Raw genomic sequence first — 16,420 nt, 5'->3', positions numbered from 1 at the left:
TAAAGATGTTCTGCACACACTGTGGTGTCAGGCTGGAGCCCCACCGGGAGCGGTGCCCTCTGTGCGGCATGGAAGAGTTGCAGGAGGAGGTGCCTGGCCTCACGGAGTATCCCGAGAATCCGCAGGTGGGCGAGATCCCTTCGGGACGGAAGATCGTTTTTCGCTTCATTACACTCCTTCTTGTCGCCGCCGGGGCGGTGGTCCTGGTGGTTGATGGCCTGTTTAATGGAGGAGTTTCCTGGTCGCCTCTGGTGATCTACAGCTTGGGCACCGCCTGGGTTTTTCTTGCTCTGCCTTTTACGGAAGTTCCCCCCTGGGGGGCCTATCTTCTGGATGTCATAGCCGTGGCAGCCTTGCTCTACGGTATCGCCCACGCCACGGGGGGGACCTGGAGTTGGTACCTCGATGTGGCCCTGCCGATTCTTCTGGTGTGCGCTCTGGTGATCGCGGTCACGGTGGTGGCGGTACAGCGGGTTCGGGGAGGGGTGCGTCTTGCCGTTTCCCTGGCCATGGCGGGGGTGGTCTGCGTGGGAGTCGATCTGGTTATCAGGAATTACCGGGGGCAGCCTCTGCACCCGGGGTGGTCCGGGCTGGTCCTGCTCACGGCTCTCCCGGCAGCGCTGTTCTTTCTGATTTTTCACGCCACGGTATTGCGGTATATTGACCTGCGGCGGCGCCTGCACCTCTAAATCCGCAGGGAGAAGAGCGTTCCTTCAGGGGGGATATATGGCGCCAGAGCCTTCAGGACGGGGATATCCCCGCCCTCTTCGGGAGGGCAGATCAGGAAGAAGGCGCCGCCCCCTCCGGCTCCGCTGAGTTTTCCCCCCAGGGCTCCTGCCCGGCACCCTTCCCGAAGCAGATGGTCAAGCTCGGGGGTGGAGAGATCCAGGCGCCAGAGGGCTTCCTGGGCTTCCGAGGCAGCCCGGCCCCACTCATCCGGGGGGGGCGGGGGATCATCGGTGATGATCGTGCGTGCAATTGCTCCCAGATTTTGCAGAAGACCTTCTGTCTCCTCCGGGCGGGTTTTGCGCCGTTCTGCCACAGCGGCTACCAGTTGGGCTGTCTTTTTTTGTCGGGGGATCGAGCCCACCACCAGATTCAGCGGCGGGAGCGTCAGAGGGATCGCCCGGGGCAGTTCTGCTCGGGAGGAGAAGAAAAAGGCCCGGGGGCTTTCCAGGGTGCTCAAGCCCGTATCGATTCCGCTGGGGGTGCCGTGAAAGAACCGCTCCAGGTCGTGGGCTATCTGCCAGACCTCTTGAGGTGACGCAGGATGGGCCTCCGAATCCGGCCAGGCCCAGCTGATACCCAGGCGTGCCAGGGCTGTGCAGAGGGCCGCGCTGGAGCCGAAGCCGCTTCCCAGGGGAAGGCGGGTCTGGAGCTCCAGCGTGCCGGGAGGCAACCCTCCTGTGGCTGCCAGGGGCGCCAGAGAACGAGACAAGACCGCTTGCAGATGGGGAAAAAACCCCTCGACCCCTCGGGGGGGAGGAATCTCCCGGGGGGCAGGGGGCGTTCCTGGTGCTCCCGAGGGCGATGCCAGGCCCGGAATTTCCCCGGTGTAGACGCGGAAGGCCCAGTCCGAACCGGGCCGATAGTTCAGGCGGACGCCCCGATCCAGAGGAAGCCCCAGGGCCGGGAATCCGTAGACGGCGGCGTGTTCCCCAAAGAGCAGAAGTTTTCCCGGTGCTTCCAGGGATATGTCTCTCACGGGTGCTCCTCCCTGATCAGCCCCAGGGGCTCCACCGTCAGGCTGGTGCTTTCCCCGGGGTAGTCTTCCGGGGCGCCCTCCCGGGACGATCCGGTAGCGAAGATGATGATCTGTTCGTCGCCGGCCCCGCTGGTTTTCGCCTGCCAGTGAGAGCCGGGAGAGGGGATAGGTGCGGCGGCGGGCACCCCTATCTGCTCTCCCAGGTGCCGGGAGATCTCCCTGGCCCGAGCCAGGGCAGAGAAGAGCTCTTCCGACGATGTTGCCTGTCTTAGGGCCTCCACGACAGCGTTGTTTCGTTTTAGAAACCGTTTCAGAGCATGATTATCTATCCCGGAACCGGGGGGAAAGGCCTTGTTGAAGGCTTCCACGGCGGCTGAGCTCTTCACGGGTGTTCCCGAAGTTGAAGAGAAAAGCGAGAGTCCTGTCGCGGCCCATTGGGTGTGCAGCTCCAGGGGGGTCCACTCGGGAGGGTCTCCCCCCGTGAAGTGGATTGTTCCTCCCGTGATGGAACAGGCCAGATCGTAGCCGCTGCCACGGCCTCCCTGCAGGAGACGATGCGCCCTGTGAGCAATCCGGAAGAGAAGCGGCTTGTTTCGCAAAGGGTCCAGGCCGATCAGATGAAGCACGGCCACCGTGAGAAGGACTGTGGCGGCCGCGCTGGAGCCCAGGCCCTGTTTGAGCCCCCCCCGGGCAGAGAAAAACCGGCTTGTATCGATCGTGATGGTCCAGAGGGGGTCTTTCTTCCGGGGTGGCGTCCCGGGTTGCGGAGGCTGGTCCTCGGGCGGGTTCTGATCCGGGATATCCCGGGGAAGGATTTCCGTGAGAGCTGTCAGGACAGGCTGAACCACCGGCAGGGGATCGTCGGGCCAGTGGCTGGTGCCTGCCGACCCCTGAAGGGCCTGTACCCCCAGGCAGGGGCGCTCCCGGAAGAGATCCCGCCGGAAGGCGGCCCTCCCCCGGGAACTCAGATCACCCTGAAGAGAGACCCACGCCCGGGGAGAGACCGCCAGGGCGAGCCCTTCTCCGCCGGGGCGGGTAACGGCGTATTCCCCCGCCAGGAGCAGGGACGCAGGAACGCTGTAGGTCACGCGTGATCGCCCCCGCTCACGGTCCTGTCCGAAGCCGTGCCTACCGTCACACCAGGCCCCACTTCGCTGATTATGGCCGGTGATACCAGAAGGTCCCGGAACTCTTCGGCCACCTGGCGGGCGTGGGCAGCATCGGTGATGACTTTCACCTGAGGCCCGGCGTCCATGGTTTCCCACACGGGGAGACCCATTCGGCGCAGTTCTTCCAGTCCCCGAATGATCTCAAGCGATTGGGGAAGCCAGTACATGATGGGGGGGGCTGCTGCGAACATGGTGCTGAACATCCGCAGATAGCTCAGGCGGGCGGTCTGACCCAGCCTCTCCAGATCACGTTGGGCGATCGCTTCCCGGGTTTCTCCGGCCAGGGAAGGAGCATCAGCGACCCAGGCGTCGTAGAAGGGTGAGGTGTCTCTGGTTCGGTTCATGGCATCCCGCGAGGAGAGCGGTTTCTCGGCGGAGCTCACGGGGAGCACCACCACACGCAGATCGGGCCACCACGTCTCGGGATAGAGTTGTTCTGCCGCAGGGGCTCCCGCATCCCATCGGGTAAAGCCGCCGTAGACGCTCCGGCAGGCCGAGCCGGAGCCGATCCGTGCCAGGCGGGAGATCTCTTCGGGGGGGCGTTCTCCCAGGGTCGCCGTGAGGGCGCTTGCTGCCAGGGCAGCAAAGCCTGCGGCAGAGCTGGCAAGACCGGCGGCGGTGGGGAAGTCGTTATCGGAGCGAACGGTAAAGAAAAGGCATTCCCCCGCTTGATCGGATCCTCCGTCCTGGTGGGGGCAATTGAGGGTGATCACCTCTCTCACGGCATCGAAGAAGGGCCGGAACCGTCGCGGGTCCTGGGAGACCCCGTTGAGAACCACCTGGTCCCGGCAGGGTTGATCCCCCTCACTTGCGCAGTCCACGGTGAGGGTTGTGCGGGCGGCGATTGCTCCCAGGGTTATGGCTACACTCGGGGTTGCCGCCGTGTTGATCGCTCCCGTCTGTTTCCCCCAGTATTTTGCCACAGCCAGGGATGGATGAGCCGTGGCGCTGATCGTTCTGGGAAAGGATTCGGGGCCTTGACCCGGGTCATGACTCATGGTGGTCTCCTGGATTCCGGCTGGCCCTGGCCTGGCCGCGGTCCGGCTGCAGGCCGGCCCGCAGGGTTTGAAGCAGCCTGTGGGCCGCCTCAAGGTTAAAAACTCCCTGGTTCCAGAGGTCTTCGGCGAGAAGGGGAATCTCTTCCTCCCGGGCGCCGCTTGCCCAGGCCAGACGGCGGGCGTGCTGGCGCATATGGCCCTTCTGGATTCCTTCGCTGACCAGAGCCATCAGGGCCGCCAGATTTTGGGCCAGCCCCAGCGAGGCTGCTATTCGTCCAAGCCGGCTGGCGGAACGTTCCAGCCTGGGGTCCATGAAGAGAATCTTGAGCGAGAGGCTGCTCACCGGGTGGAGGCCCGTGGCTCCTCCTACGATCCCCAGAGCCAGGGGGAGTTCCAGCTCCCCCTCCAGATGGTCTCCCACGATCTGGTACTCCGTAAGGGCCTGGTAGGTCCCGCTCCGGGATGCGTAGGCGTGGGCTGCGGCTTCCACCGCCCGGGTGTCGTTTCCTGTAGCCGTCGCCAGTGCGCTAATCCCGTTCATGATTCCCTTGTTATGCGTCACGGCCCGAAGGCGGTCGGCCCGGGCAAAGTGATTCGCCCGGACAATTCGTTGTCCCATGAGTGGGCCGTCAAAGGGTGGACGCGCCAGGTGTCGCAGGGGGATCGAAAAAGATGCCCGGGCCCGGCGGCGGGGCGCAGCATTGGTCAGAATCGACATGAGCACCGAGCCGCCGCTCAAGCGCTCCAGGGGAGCCCGCAACGCCTCGGCTGCGGTATTGATGATATTGGCGCCCATGGCATCGCAGGTATCCACGTGCAGATAGACCACCAGCATATCTTCCTCGGGAAGACGGGAGACCTCGATGCCCCGGTAGCCTCCTCCCCGCTGTGTCATGGGGGCGAGAATCCCCTGGAGGGCTTTGCGGAGCTCCCGCTCGGCTCCTGCGATGGCCTCTTCCGCCCCCGGCAGGGGTTGATCCAGGGCGATCTGGGCAGTCATGACCTGGCCGGTTCCCGTGGTGCAGAAGCCGCCGCCACGTCTGGCGACCAGTTGTCCCGCAAAGGAGGCAGCGGCGATCACCGACGGCTCTTCCACGGCCAGGGGAATGTTAACGACATGGTCGTCGATAAGAAATCCCGGAGCCACCCCCAGGGGCACGGGCATGACACCCAGGGCGGACTCCACCATAACATCGGCCAGATCCAGCATATCCCCGCCGGAGGCTTCCATTTCCTGGGGAGAAATTTCCAGCATGTGCCTCAAAAGATCCCGCTTGCGCCTCACCGGCAATTTTCGGAAGTTCCGGGGCAACCCGGGAGATTCCGCAGAGAAGGTTCGGGAAAAAAACTCGTCTTGTCTGTCTGCTCTATCAGCCATGGGATACCTGCTTTTCAATATCTATTCTGAGGGGTCGGGGCTGCTTTTTTCCAGCGAATCGGCTCCGATATCTCCTGAATCGGCCCGAAGGATCGCTGCATCCCGAAGAAGGGCCTCCCCCGGCAGCAACGGAACCCGGCGCAACTCCTCAACTCGGGTGCACCCCGTGAGCACCAGGGCGTTCCGGATTACCTGAGCCAGGGCCTCGCCGAAAGCCAGGCCCTGCGGAATTCCCCCCCGGGCCAACTCCCGGACAAAGGGCAACGCCATTCCCACGGCCTCCGCCCCCAGAGCAAGGCAGGTTACCACCTCCAGGCCTGTGCGGATACCTCCCGAGGCCAGAACACCCCGCCGGTGTCGCCCCAGGGCGGCCAGGGCCAGACCGGTGGGTATGCCCCAAGTATCGAACTCCCGGGCAACCCTCTGCTCCACCGGGTTCTCGCTTCGAAAGGACTCCACTCGAACCCAATTGGTTCCGCCTGCTCCGGCCAGATCAACATAGGTGGCTCCCGCCGCAAAGAGGTGTTCCACTTCCCGGGGCGGTATTCCGAAGCCTGTCTCCTTCACCATGACCGGCACGGGTGATCTCTCAATGAACCGGGCGATCGCATCCAGAACTCCCTGGAAGTTTCGGTCTCCCTCGGGCTGAAAGAGCTCCTGTCCCGGATTCAGGTGAATCGCAACGCCATCCACCTGGAGCGTCTCCAGAAGCCGGTACAGCGGGTCGTGGGAAGTACGGGGTAACTGAACCCCCCCGATATTGGCGAAAACCGGCACCGAGGGAGCAAACCGTTTGAGACGGAAATCATCGATCACCTGGGGTTTCCGCAGGAGAATCCGGATTGAGCCCATGCCTACGGGAATTCCCAGTTCCGCAGCCAGAGTGGCAAGATCCTTGTTGGTCCGGTAGCTCTGGCTGGACCCCCCCGTCATGGAGGAGATAAAGAAAGGCAGGCGACAGGGCATTCCCAGGAAAGATACCCCCGTATCCACCTTTGAGGCATCAACCTCGGGAAGGGCCCGGTGGACCAACCGGACCTCGTCCAGGCGGGTGCGGGAGGTCTCTACGGCAAACCGCTCCTGGTCCAGGCATATTTCCAGATGCTGTGCTTTGCGCTGAGCGAGGCCCCCCGCTTCGGGGACGCTCACATCAGGGTGATCCGCCTGGGGATTATCCGCTTCGAGGTGGTTCATGGGGTGCTACATTCATAGATCCGGTACTGGTCGTCCCTGATCTCCTTGAGGTAGTACCGGCCCGGGGGTATCGAAGAGGTGTCGCTGGTCTCCTTCGGGGGAACCTCTCCCACGAAGGTCTGGTAATCGGCAAAACTGGCGGGCCGGGCTTCACTCAGGACGTGTTCCATATCCCAGGAGGCCAGAACCTGTGGGGCATCGGGGGCCACCGTAAGGGAAACCACCGACATGGTGTTGCCCGATCCGTAGGATGCCAGGAGAATCTTTTTTCCCGCCAGGGCATCACCCTCTGCCTGGTAGCGTTCGGCAAGGGTGAACATGAGGGATATGAAGGCCGAGGCAGAGTAGGTATTCCCGATATGCCGGATCGCCTCGATTCCGGCCTGAAAATTGCGCTCCTGAAGGAAGGCCCTGGTTTCGGCCGGAGCTGTTTCCAGGTAGCGCTCCACCAGACGGGACATCCCCATGAGGGCCATCTTGTGGAAAGGGACGTGTACCACAAAGAGGTCTGTCTCTTTCAGGGTGCGCGCCGGATCGGTTCCTGCCCTGGCGCAGTGGTCCAGGAAGGCTATCTCCAGAGCCTCGTTGTAACAGTCCACGGAGTAGCGGCCTTTCACCCGGGCTGTAACAGACCCCAGAGGACGGAAAAAATCGTCCACATCGCTCGAGGAGAAGCCCGTGGATGCTAGGTTCATCTCCAGCAACCGGGGGTTTTCCTCGACCAGCATGGCCACCGCGCCTGCTCCCTGGGTAATCTCCGCCGTGGAAGGAGTCTCGTAGCGGGCGATATCGGTGCACATAACAAGCCCCCGATCACCCTGGCGGCCCGTTGTTTGCAGGAGCGAGGCCACGCTCATCAGCGCCAGGGTTCCCCCGGCGCAGGCGTGCTGTACCTGGAAAGTTGAGAGGGTCTGGGGCAGATCATGACCGTTTCGCTGGAGCGCGCCCTGGACGTAGGCGGAGATCGGTTTCGACATATCCACGGAGGTCTCGGTTCCTGTGGCCAGAAACCGAAGGGACCGGGCCCGGCCCTCGGCATCGCCGCCGCGGCGAAGGAGTTCATCCGAGGCCTGGGCTGCCAGGGTGACGGGGTCCTCCCAGGGAGCGGGGAAGCGCATCGCCAGTTGGTTGGTCGATTCGATGGCCAGCCGCAGGCGCCGCGCGAAGCGGGGATCTGCAGCGGCGCGAGTTTCAAGGAGGGTAGAGAGATCTATCTTCGGGGTTGGCACGAAGAGGGTCATATCGCTGATTCCAACCGGTTTTCCAGTCATTCAAAGTCCTTTCTTGGTCGGCTCCGGGCTCCAGGAACTCCCCGGGGCCTCATCAGATTCCCGGGGGGCGTCTGTATTCCTTCCAAATATACCGTTCCCGGTCTGTCGGTTCAACGGCCGAGAAGGGCCTCGACCAGAGCCTTCCCGTAGTGGGGCAGATCGGGCGGGCGGCGGCTGGAGACGAGATTGCCCTCTACCACCACCGGTTTGTCAACCCAGATCGCCCCGGCGTTGGTCATATCGTCGCGAATGCCGGGGGTGCTCGTGACGGTTCGTCCCTGAAGGATACCTGCCGAGGCCAGAACCCACCCGGCGTGGCAGATCTGGCCGATGATCTTCCCCGAGTCGTTCATGGTGCGAACCAGGTCCAGCACTGCAGGAAAGCGCCGGAGTTTGTCGGGAGCCCAGCCGCCGGGAACGAGGAGCATATCGTAGTGGTCGGCCGAGACCTCTTCAAAACTGTGGGTGCTCTCGGCGGGGACTCCGTATTTTCCGCGCCAGGTCTCACGGGCCCGCTCTCCCAGAACGTGCACGGTATGGCCTGCCTCCTGCAAGCGAAGGCTGGGGTACCAGAACTCCAGGTCTTCAAAATCGTGGTGAATCAGACTTGCTACTACCATGAAACACTCCTTCTGTCGTTAATCTGTCGTTAATCTGCTGATCTCTTATGGGCTGATCGTTTTTTCTCCCGGCCTCGTGCCGTCTCCATCGGTGTCCGGTACTCGCTCCGTGCCATACCAGGTCTTACCGTACCATGGAGTTTGCTTCTCTTGAGAAAAATATACAAAAAAAGGTGTCCTGCGGGGTCCTGCCACAGGGAATAATCCGGTAATAATCCGGTAATAACTTGCCCCGGCGGAATAAATTTGCAACCATGTCTGACTATGAACCTGTCCTGTGAAACATACGGCGCGAGGTCTGCGCCATGAGGTACGCCGCGCTGGTCTCGGGCGGGGTCGACAGCGCCGTGGCGCTCCACCAGGTTGCGCGCCAGGCCCCGGGATGCGTCCGGGCTTATTATCTGAAAATCTGGCTCGAAGAGGAACTCTCCTTTCTGGGGGCCTGTCCCTGGGAGGAGGATCTTCACCACGCCCGGGCAGTGTGCGCCTCGGCGGGGGTTCCGCTGGAGGTGGTTCCCCTCCAGGAGGAGTATTACCAGCGGGTGGTGAGTTACACCCTGGATGAACTCCGGGCGGGTCGCACCCCCTCGCCGGACATTTTCTGCAACCAGCGAATCAAGTTCGGAGCGTTTTTTGATGCCCTCCAGGAGGAGGCCGATCGTGTCGTCACGGGCCACTACGCCCGGGTATACCGGGATGAAGGTGGGGGGCTCGCCCGTCTGGCAATGGCACCGGATCCCGTGAAGGATCAGACCTATTTCCTCTCCCATCTCTCCCAGGAGCAGCTTGCCCGGGCGGAGTTTCCCCTGGGGGAGCTCACAAAGGCGCAGGTCCGCGAGCGGGCCGTGGGGCTGAATCTCTCCAACCAGGATCGCCCCGACAGCCAGGGGATCTGCTTTCTGGGGAAAATTCGCTACAGCGATTTTGTCCGCCACTACCTGGGTGAGCAGGAGGGCCTCATTGTGGAGCACGAGACGGGCCGCGAGCTGGGCCGTCACCGGGGAGCCTGGTTCTTCACCGTGGGTCAGCGTCAGGGGCTGGGCCTCGGCAACGGCCCCTGGTACGTAACGGACCGGAACATCGATACCAACCTGGTCAGGGTCTCCCACGCCGAACGGGTGGCTCATCAGGCGCGGGATACCTTCGAGGTCGGCTCCGTGAACGCCCTGGCCGACCCGCCCGGGGAATGGGCGGGATCATCATCGTTGCAGCTGAAACTTCGCCACGGGCCGGATCTCATTCCCTGTCGTCTTGAACCCTCGGCCCGGGGATTTCAAGTCACCATGGAGCGGGCCGACCGGGGCGTTGCTCCGGGCCAGTTTGCAGTCTTCTACCGATCCCTGGAGTGTCTCGGCTCGGGAATGATTCTGCCCCGGGAGGATTACCCGTGATCCCCGTAAGCGTGGCTCCCATGCTGGACTGGACCAATCGGCACTACCGCTACTTTGCCCGGCGGCTTACCCGGCGAACGCTTCTGTATACCGAGATGGTCACCTCGGCGGCGGTGGTCCACGGTAATCGGGAGGGGCTCCTGGCCTTCCATCCCGACGAGCACCCCCTGAGCCTTCAACTCGCCGGGGACGATCCCGATGAGCTGGCCCGGGCCGTGGAGCTGGCCGAGCCTTTCGGGTACGACGAGTATAACCTCAACGCGGGATGTCCCAGCGAACGGGTCCAGAAGGGGAACTTTGGGGCCTGCCTGATGGCAGACCCTCCTCTGGTTGCGCGCCTTCTCCAGGCAATGCGTTCGGCCACGGACAAACCGGTGACGGTGAAGCACCGGATCGGTCTGGAAGAGACCCCCCGCTACGAGGATATGCTCTCCTTTGTGGACACCCTGGCAGCCACGGGTGTTCGGCGCTTTACCGTTCACGCCAGAATCGCGGTCCTCCGGGGGCTCTCGCCGAAGCAGAACCGATCGGTGCCGCCCCTGCGGTATGATGATGTCTACCGGCTCAAGGAAGATCGCCCCCATCTGAAGATCGAGATAAACGGCCAGGTGCGGTCCCTCCAGGACGTTCAGGACCACCTGAAGCATCTGGACGCAGTCATGATAGGACGGGCCGCCTTTGCTGATCCGGCGCTGCTGGCGCGCCTGGATGGGGCGGTTTTTGGAGATTTCCGGCTACAGGCCGAGGGGCTGACCCGGGAGAAGGTGGTAGAGCAGATGATCCCCTATCTGGAGGATCTTTGTTCCCGGGGGGGCTCCCCCCGCTGGGTCTTCACGCCCATGCTGGGGCTCTTCGCCGGACGGCCCGGGGCCCGCAGCTGGAAACGGGGTCTGAGTGGCGCCTTGCCCGACCTCCCTCCGGAGCAGCTCCTCGGACACGCTCTGGCCTCAGTGCCCCGGGATGTTCAAAAAGAATCCCTTGCCTGATACAGATGGTCGTACTACACTAGCAACTGTGAAAATTCGATCGCAAATAAACATTATCGTTATTTCTCTCCTGGTAGCCTTTGCCCTGGTGGCAGGGGGGATTCTGGTGGCCTACCGGATCGTCAACCAGATTGACGATTTCAACTTGCAAACAAACATCGTTCTGCGCCATGTCTATCGGCTCACGGATATCAACAAGGAACTTCTGGTCTCGGAGCGCACGGTGGACCGCATGGTAGAGCAGTGGGACAGCCGGTTCCAGCAGTTTGATCAGGCCCTGGCGGAGCTGGGAGAACACTCGGCCCTGGCCTATGTGCCTCGTGCTCTGGCGGATTCCCTGGAACGAACCCAGTTTGTCTGGGCCGGTTCGCGGGAGCGCTTTGCCGGAGCCCGGAATCAGCTTCAGGAAATCCTCGACGACGAGACGATCCCCATGTTCCGCAAGCGGGGGCTTCTTTTGCTGAATCAGTACCTCATGGAGGATGGGTCGTACCCTTTCATCCAGTTTCAGCTGAGCCGCCTGATTTCGGAACTGCGTTCCTTTGACCTGGCCGCGCGGGATCTGGTGGAGGGCAACCTCCTGAACGTTGCCGGAGCGGTGGAACGCCAGGCCGACGCGATCCGGTTGATCATCCACCGGGCCATCGCGATCCTTGCCACGGTGGTTACCATCGTCTCGGTGGTGGCGGTCTATTATTTCACCCGGGGGATCACCCGCCGGGTCTACAGCCTGGAGACGGCCATGAGCCGGGTTGCTACCCGGGATGTGACCGTTCGCTCCACCCTCTCGGGAAACGACGAGCTTTCGCGTCTGGGGGGGAACCTCAACCAGACCCTGGAGGTGATCGAGCAATTTATCATCTCCGTCCGTGAGGCCGTGGATGCCACGGAGGAGCTCACCGACGGCCTTGCGGCGGGTTCATCCCAAAGCGCCTCGGCGCTTCACGAGATCAGTCAGAACATCGCCTCCCTGACGGCGCAGTTTCGCAACCTCGATACCGGTATCGACAACAGCACAACCGCTGTCAGCGATATAGACCAGCGGATTCAGTCCCTGCGAGAGAGCATCCAGCGCCAGGCCGAGAGCGTTCAGCGCAGCAGCACCGCCATAGACGTCATGAACGGTTCCATCCAGGATGTGACGCGCCTTTCCCAGGATCGCAAGGACGCCGCCGAGAAGCTGGTCCAGGTCATCCTCGAAGGCGGGGAGAAAATAAACAACACCAAGGATATCATCGGGTCTGTTACGGCCGAGATCGACGATATCCTGGAAATCATCGAGATCATCAACGCCGTGGCGGAGCAGACAAACCTCCTCTCCATGAACGCCGCGATTGAGAGTGCCCACGCCGGGGACGCAGGACGGGGCTTTGCCGTTGTGGCCGAAGAGATCCGGAAACTTGCGGAAAGCACCAGTGATAACGCGTACCAGATCGATTCCTTGCTGAAATCGATCACCGGCAAGATCAGAAATGCCCTTGAGGCCAGTCAGGTCGGTGCTGAAACCTTTGATGTTATCAGCAAGGATGTAAACCTCTTCCGTACCGCCCTGGAGGAGATCAGCTCCAACATGGTGCAGCTCAGTAGCGGAAGCGAGTCCATCGTGGAAACCACCCGGGAGATTGCCGGAATAACCGAAGCGGTGAATGACTCGGCCGGGACGATCGCCGATAACACCCGGGAGATCGCCGCTGTTATGGATCAGGCCGAGGCGATGTCCGGAACCATTGCCAACGGGCTGGAGGAGATAGATCATGGAGCGCGGGAGGTCCTGGGCTCGCTTACGGACATCTCCCGCCTGTCCGACGAGAGCCGGGGGCGCACCCAGGTGCTCTCGGAGCTGGTGGAGACGTTCAGGATAGGATCCCAGGATTCGTCCGAAGAAGAAGGAGAAGCCTCGTCCGGGGAGAACCTCAGCGCAGGCAGTACGGGCGGACGGGGCGGTACAGGCAAAAATGGAAAACGAGAGGAAGATCATGAAACGGGTGTTGCCCTCAAGCCCGAAGAAGCGCCTCTCCCTTCGTCCTGAGGAGGGGTGATGACTGATTTTATCGACGAGACCGGCCAGGAGCGGCATGACTTCTGGCGCACCCGGGAGGAAGAGCTGGGGTGCCCTGTTCGATCCTACGCACTGGGTCGATACCTTTCAGGAAGGGAGGTCTCGGGTCCCCTCTGGGGGTTGCTCTACCTCACGGAGGAAAGCTTCTTTTTCCACCACTTCCCCCAGCAGAACTGGATTTCTGCTCTCGGAGGAGGGGCCTCAGTCGGGGGCGGCGCGTCCTCGTCGGGAGAGGTGGTGCTCGAGGTTCCGCTTTCGGAGGATCTCCTGCTGGATCGGGGGGAAGAGCCGGGGCCCCTGGCGCGTCTTCTTGGTTCTCAGGGGAGCCCCTGTTGCCTCACGGATATCACAGGACAGGATCGGCCCTTTGTCTTCTCGGTAGAGCAAAAAGGCTCGTCCCTGCTGGATCATCTGGCTGAGGCTGTTCTCCCCGGGGTGCCTGGTTCGGAGCCTTCCGGCCCGGAGGCCTGAAGGCCTCTCCGAAGCCTGGCGAGGCTCCGGAGAGAGTTCGGGGAAGGGGGGCGCCCCCCTTCTATGAAAAGGTCGAAAACCGATGCACCGTCTGGTGCCGGTAGCGTTCTCCCGGCACCAGGGTGATCGGAGGAAACTCCGGCCGGTTGGGCGAATCCGGAAAGAACTGGCACTCAAAGCAGATAGCCTCCTGTCCCGAGAGGGTCTCGCCTGCCCTTCCTGTTTCTCCCGTCAGGTTGTTTCCTGAATAGACGTGCACCGCTGGATAGGTGGTGGCTATTTCCATGGCCCTGCCCGTTGCGGGAGCGCGCAGTACTGCCGCCTTCCGCAGAAGGGGCTCTCCCGGATTCCACCCCCGTATTGCCAGGGAGTGGTCGTAGCCCTTTATCCCCGCAGTCTGAAGCTCCTGGAAACCCTGCCGGACCGTCCGGGGATGGTTCAGGTCAAAGGCTGTTCCCTCCAGGGGCAGAAGTCGGCCCGTGGGGATATAGTTTTCATCTACCTCCATGATTGCCTCGGCCATCACCTGGACCTCGTGATCCATGATAGCGGGCTCCCCCGAGAGGTTCCAGTAACAGTGGTTGGTCATGTTCACCACCGTGGGCGCGTCGGTTTCCGCCTCGAAATCAAAGACAAGCTGATTGTCCTCTGTAAGGGTTATGGTGTGACAGACCTCCAGATTGCCCGGGTACCCTTCCTCGCCGGAGGGGCTGAGTCGGCGAAAGATGACCTTGCTCCAGGATTCGTCCTGAACCGTCCCGGTCTCGTAGAGATGCTTGTCGAACCCCCGGATACCCCCGTGGAGATGGATCTTCCCAAGATTGGAGGGCAGGTTGTGGCGGATCCCTTCCAGGGAGAATCCCCCCGAAGAGATGCGGTTGCACACCCGGCCCACCAGGGCCCCGTAGTAGGGGTGCCCCTCGAGATACTCCTCCAGGGTGTTGCGGGCCAGGGTTATCTCCCCGCTTCGGCCCAGGCGATCCGGGGCGGTTACACTGGTCACCAGGGCCCCCCAGGAGGAAAGGGAGACGCTCATGCCAGCGGCATTGCGAAGTGTAAAAAGAGAGACCGCCCTCCCGTCGGGAAGGCGGCCGAAATCACTCTCGGTGATTGATACATTCATCAGCAGAACCTCATACGGAGGGGCGGGCCACGTAGTCGTCGGCCTTCAGAAGCATCTTCACATACTGGGCCCGGCGGTAGGTCCATTGGTCAGGGGTCTTCTTGACGCTGAGCTTGCCCCGGAAATCATCAAGCGAGGAATAACCCTTGCGATCCATCCAGGTGGAGATCTCTCCCAGAATGCTCTCGATGGCGGTGATGCGGTTCTTGTAGAGGGTGCTTACAGCCTGGAAGACATCAGCCCCGGCAAGAAGAACTTCGATCGCGTCCTCGCCCGTATGGATACCGTTGGAGGCGCAGATTGACCCCTTCAGCTCGCCGTGGAGGAGCCCCGCAAAGCGCAGAGCCAGACGGTGATCGTTGGAGGAGCTCAGGTTGAAGGGGTATTTCCCTGTTTCTTTCTCGATATTGAAGCTGGGGTGAAAGAGCCTGTTGAAGAGAACGAACCCGTCCACGCCAGCCTTGTCCATGCGGTGGATCAGCTCCAGGGGGCTGGTATAGAAGGGACTCAGCTTGACCGAGACGGGGATCGATACCTTTTGCTTTACCTGGCGAAGGGTGTCCAGCTGCTCCTCTTCTATGGCTGCGGCGCTTCTGGATGAATCCAGGGGAATGGCGAAGAGGTTCAGTTCCAGAGCGTCCACGCCGGTCTCTGCCAGTTTGACCGCCCACTCTGACCAGGTCTCGGGGTTTACACAGTTCAGACTTCCGATAACGGGGATATCCACGGCTTCCTTGGCCTTCCGAACCCACATGAGGTGTTCGTCGGGGCCGCTGTGCTTGATATCGGGGAAGAGATCCTGTATTTCCGCATCCAGGTTGTCGCTGATCGTCAGCTCCTCCTCAAGGCGGGCCTTCTGGAGCTGAATCTGTTCCTCAAAGAGCGACTGGATAACGATTGCTGCTGCGCCGGCGTCGGCGATCCGTTTTATGGAATCCATGTGTGCGGTCATGCTGCAGGCACCAACGACAAGGGGGTTTTTCAGGGGCAACCCCATATACGTAGATTTCAGATTTGCCATACCGTTCTCCTTCAAATCATTGCATTATGTAGCGGGAAACCGCTTCACTAAGTGTAGTTCCCAGGGTTCACAAGGTCAACGAGAATCATTCCGAGGATTCTCTCTTTTTCTCGTACGATCCGGACTGGTAAGAAGGTGTTTTTACAGGGTATGGTTCCGCCATGGCGAATCACGCAACATCGAACAACAAAGACGGGAACGCACCGATCGCGTTTCATGGTGTTTCCTTCTCCTACGCCCCCGATCAGGAGATGGTCTTCACCGATCTCTCTCTGGCCATGCCCAGGGGACTAACCTTTCTGGTAGGTCCCAACGGAATCGGGAAGACCACCCTTATGCTTTTGGGAGCGGCCCGGCTGTTCCCCTGTCAGGGAGAGATAACTCTTCTGGGAACCTCAACGGAGGATTTTCTTGAGGCCGAAGCAGACCCCGATTGCGAGGAACGGCGAAACCAGCAGGTTTCCTTTATCTACCAGAACATGGAGTTCGAGACAGAGGGTTCCCTGGGCGAGCTCCTTGATGCCGTGTCGTCCAATAGCGCAGATCCTGCTTCGGCAGCCTTGCACCGTCAGGAGGTGCTCGATGCAACGGGGGTAGAACCTCTTCTGGGATCGCGCATGCAGGAGCTCAGCAAGGGAGAGATGCAGCGGGCGATCATCGCCATGGGGCTTCTCTACGGGTCTCCCGTGCTCATGATGGACGAACCGGTTTTTGCGGTGGAGCCCGAGAGGGCGGAGCGAATCTTTGCCTATCTCCGGGAATACTGCGCCGGGAAAGGGGTCACGATCTGTGCCAGCGTTCACGATGTGCACCTGGCTCGAAAGTTTGCCCAGGGGGTTGTTCTCTTTCACACCGATGGTGTTGTAGAGGCCGGTGACCCCCAGGAGCTTTTGAGCAGGGAACGTCTGGAGGTTGCCTTCAAAGCTCCCTGGGACACGCTCTACCAGCGCCAGACCCTCTACCGGGATATGCTGAACCAGGCCAGTCTGGGTGATGCCGATCCCGATGATCCCTCGGAGTAACCCTTTGAGGGA

Annotated in this window: 15 protein-coding genes; 6 read left to right on the top strand and 9 right to left on the bottom strand. The window is 61.7% G+C overall.

Annotated elements, in window-relative coordinates:
• Positions 1 to 5: 5 nt before the first annotated feature.
• Positions 6 to 689 carry a DUF6320 domain-containing protein gene (locus BW950_RS07270; protein WP_143559162.1) on the top strand — a complete coding sequence of 228 codons (684 nt, stop codon included), beginning with the start codon at positions 6 to 8 and terminating at the stop codon, positions 687 to 689.
• Here BW950_RS07270 and BW950_RS07265 read toward each other — a convergent pair.
• From BW950_RS07265 to BW950_RS07235, 7 genes are all read right to left on the bottom strand, one after another.
• A complete protein-coding gene (locus BW950_RS07265) occupies positions 686 to 1,705 on the bottom strand; it encodes a mevalonate kinase family protein (protein ID WP_076488631.1) in 1,020 nt (339 codons plus the stop codon). The two genes, BW950_RS07270 and BW950_RS07265, sit on opposite strands and share 4 nt — an antisense overlap.
• Entirely contained in the window at positions 1,702 to 2,793 is a 1,092-nt protein-coding gene (locus tag BW950_RS07260) for a mevalonate kinase family protein (RefSeq protein ID WP_076488630.1), read from the bottom strand. The genes BW950_RS07265 and BW950_RS07260 overlap by 4 nt, the downstream gene beginning before the upstream one ends.
• Entirely contained in the window at positions 2,790 to 3,872 is a 1,083-nt protein-coding gene (mvaD, locus tag BW950_RS07255; RefSeq protein WP_076488629.1) for a diphosphomevalonate decarboxylase, read from the bottom strand. Before mvaD ends, BW950_RS07260 begins: the two co-directional genes overlap by 4 nt.
• The gene (locus BW950_RS07250) at positions 3,862 to 5,250 is read right to left on the bottom strand and encodes a hydroxymethylglutaryl-CoA reductase, degradative (RefSeq protein WP_083943823.1); all 1,389 of its coding nucleotides are present in this window, start codon (positions 5,248 to 5,250) and stop codon (positions 3,862 to 3,864) included. The genes mvaD and BW950_RS07250 overlap by 11 nt, the downstream gene beginning before the upstream one ends.
• A gap of 21 nt (positions 5,251 to 5,271) precedes the next feature.
• Positions 5,272 to 6,444 carry a type 2 isopentenyl-diphosphate Delta-isomerase gene (fni, locus tag BW950_RS07245; RefSeq protein ID WP_076488628.1) on the bottom strand — a complete coding sequence of 391 codons (1,173 nt, stop codon included), beginning with the start codon at positions 6,442 to 6,444 and terminating at the stop codon, positions 5,272 to 5,274.
• The gene (locus tag BW950_RS07240) at positions 6,441 to 7,715 is read right to left on the bottom strand and encodes a hydroxymethylglutaryl-CoA synthase family protein (RefSeq protein ID WP_076488627.1); all 1,275 of its coding nucleotides are present in this window, start codon (positions 7,713 to 7,715) and stop codon (positions 6,441 to 6,443) included. The genes fni and BW950_RS07240 overlap by 4 nt, the downstream gene beginning before the upstream one ends.
• A 110-nt stretch (positions 7,716 to 7,825) precedes the next feature.
• Positions 7,826 to 8,335, bottom strand: a complete 510-nt coding sequence (locus BW950_RS07235; RefSeq protein WP_076488626.1) for a type 1 glutamine amidotransferase domain-containing protein — start codon at positions 8,333 to 8,335, stop codon at positions 7,826 to 7,828.
• Positions 8,336 to 8,640: 305 nt separating this feature from the next.
• Here BW950_RS07235 and mnmA point away from each other — a divergent pair, with 305 nt between their 5' ends.
• The 4 genes from mnmA to BW950_RS07215 are packed head-to-tail and all read left to right on the top strand — an operon-like array spanning position 8,641 to position 13,242.
• Positions 8,641 to 9,726 carry a tRNA 2-thiouridine(34) synthase MnmA gene (mnmA, locus tag BW950_RS07230; RefSeq protein ID WP_076488625.1) on the top strand — a complete coding sequence of 362 codons (1,086 nt, stop codon included), beginning with the start codon at positions 8,641 to 8,643 and terminating at the stop codon, positions 9,724 to 9,726.
• On the top strand, positions 9,723 to 10,712 hold the full coding sequence (dusA, locus tag BW950_RS07225) for a tRNA dihydrouridine(20/20a) synthase DusA (RefSeq protein WP_076488624.1): 990 nt from the start codon (positions 9,723 to 9,725) through the stop codon (positions 10,710 to 10,712). The genes mnmA and dusA overlap by 4 nt, the downstream gene beginning before the upstream one ends.
• Before the next feature lie 28 nt (positions 10,713 to 10,740).
• Positions 10,741 to 12,741, top strand: coding sequence for a methyl-accepting chemotaxis protein (locus BW950_RS07220; protein WP_076488623.1), 2,001 nt, complete (start codon positions 10,741 to 10,743; stop codon positions 12,739 to 12,741).
• Positions 12,742 to 12,750: 9 nt separating this feature from the next.
• A complete protein-coding gene (locus tag BW950_RS07215; protein WP_076488622.1) occupies positions 12,751 to 13,242 on the top strand; it encodes a hypothetical protein in 492 nt (163 codons plus the stop codon).
• Between the two features lie 61 nt (positions 13,243 to 13,303).
• On the opposite strand, the gene BW950_RS07210 is transcribed toward BW950_RS07215, so the two are convergent.
• Positions 13,304 to 14,365 (bottom strand): aldose epimerase family protein, encoded by a 1,062-nt coding sequence (locus BW950_RS07210; RefSeq protein WP_076488621.1) that lies wholly within the window; start codon positions 14,363 to 14,365, stop codon positions 13,304 to 13,306.
• A 10-nt stretch (positions 14,366 to 14,375) separates the two neighbouring features.
• A complete protein-coding gene (locus BW950_RS07205) occupies positions 14,376 to 15,386 on the bottom strand; it encodes a dihydroorotate dehydrogenase-like protein (protein WP_076488620.1) in 1,011 nt (336 codons plus the stop codon).
• A gap of 161 nt (positions 15,387 to 15,547) precedes the next feature.
• Here BW950_RS07205 and BW950_RS07200 point away from each other — a divergent pair, with 161 nt between their 5' ends.
• Positions 15,548 to 16,408, top strand: a complete 861-nt coding sequence (locus BW950_RS07200; RefSeq protein ID WP_076488619.1) for an ATP-binding cassette domain-containing protein — start codon at positions 15,548 to 15,550, stop codon at positions 16,406 to 16,408.
• Positions 16,409 to 16,420 lie beyond the last annotated feature (12 nt).

The organism is Alkalispirochaeta americana, assembly GCF_900156105.1.
Lineage (GTDB): Bacteria > Spirochaetota > Spirochaetia > DSM-27196 > Alkalispirochaetaceae > Alkalispirochaeta > Alkalispirochaeta americana.
Note: the sequence above shows the minus strand (reverse complement) of the source record. Positions and strands in the feature narration are given on the sequence as shown.

Bases quoted from the DNA above. Each gene is read 5' to 3' on its own strand.
- BW950_RS07270 (WP_143559162.1), top strand. From the start codon at position 6: ATGTTCTGCACACACTGTGGTGTCAGGCTGGAGCCCCACCGGGAGCGG.
- mvaD (WP_076488629.1), bottom strand. From the start codon at position 3,872: ATGAGTCATGACCCGGGTCAAGGCCCCGAATCCTTTCCCAGAACGATC.
- BW950_RS07250 (WP_083943823.1), bottom strand. From the start codon at position 5,250: ATGGCTGATAGAGCAGACAGACAAGACGAGTTTTTTTCCCGAACCTTC.
- fni (WP_076488628.1), bottom strand. From the start codon at position 6,444: ATGAACCACCTCGAAGCGGATAATCCCCAGGCGGATCACCCTGATGTG.
- BW950_RS07240 (WP_076488627.1), bottom strand. From the start codon at position 7,715: ATGACTGGAAAACCGGTTGGAATCAGCGATATGACCCTCTTCGTGCCA.
- BW950_RS07235 (WP_076488626.1), bottom strand. From the start codon at position 8,335: ATGGTAGTAGCAAGTCTGATTCACCACGATTTTGAAGACCTGGAGTTC.
- mnmA (WP_076488625.1), top strand. From the start codon at position 8,641: ATGAGGTACGCCGCGCTGGTCTCGGGCGGGGTCGACAGCGCCGTGGCG.
- BW950_RS07215 (WP_076488622.1), top strand. From the start codon at position 12,751: ATGACTGATTTTATCGACGAGACCGGCCAGGAGCGGCATGACTTCTGG.
- BW950_RS07210 (WP_076488621.1), bottom strand. From the start codon at position 14,365: ATGAATGTATCAATCACCGAGAGTGATTTCGGCCGCCTTCCCGACGGG.
- BW950_RS07205 (WP_076488620.1), bottom strand. From the start codon at position 15,386: ATGGCAAATCTGAAATCTACGTATATGGGGTTGCCCCTGAAAAACCCC.
- BW950_RS07200 (WP_076488619.1), top strand. From the start codon at position 15,548: ATGGCGAATCACGCAACATCGAACAACAAAGACGGGAACGCACCGATC.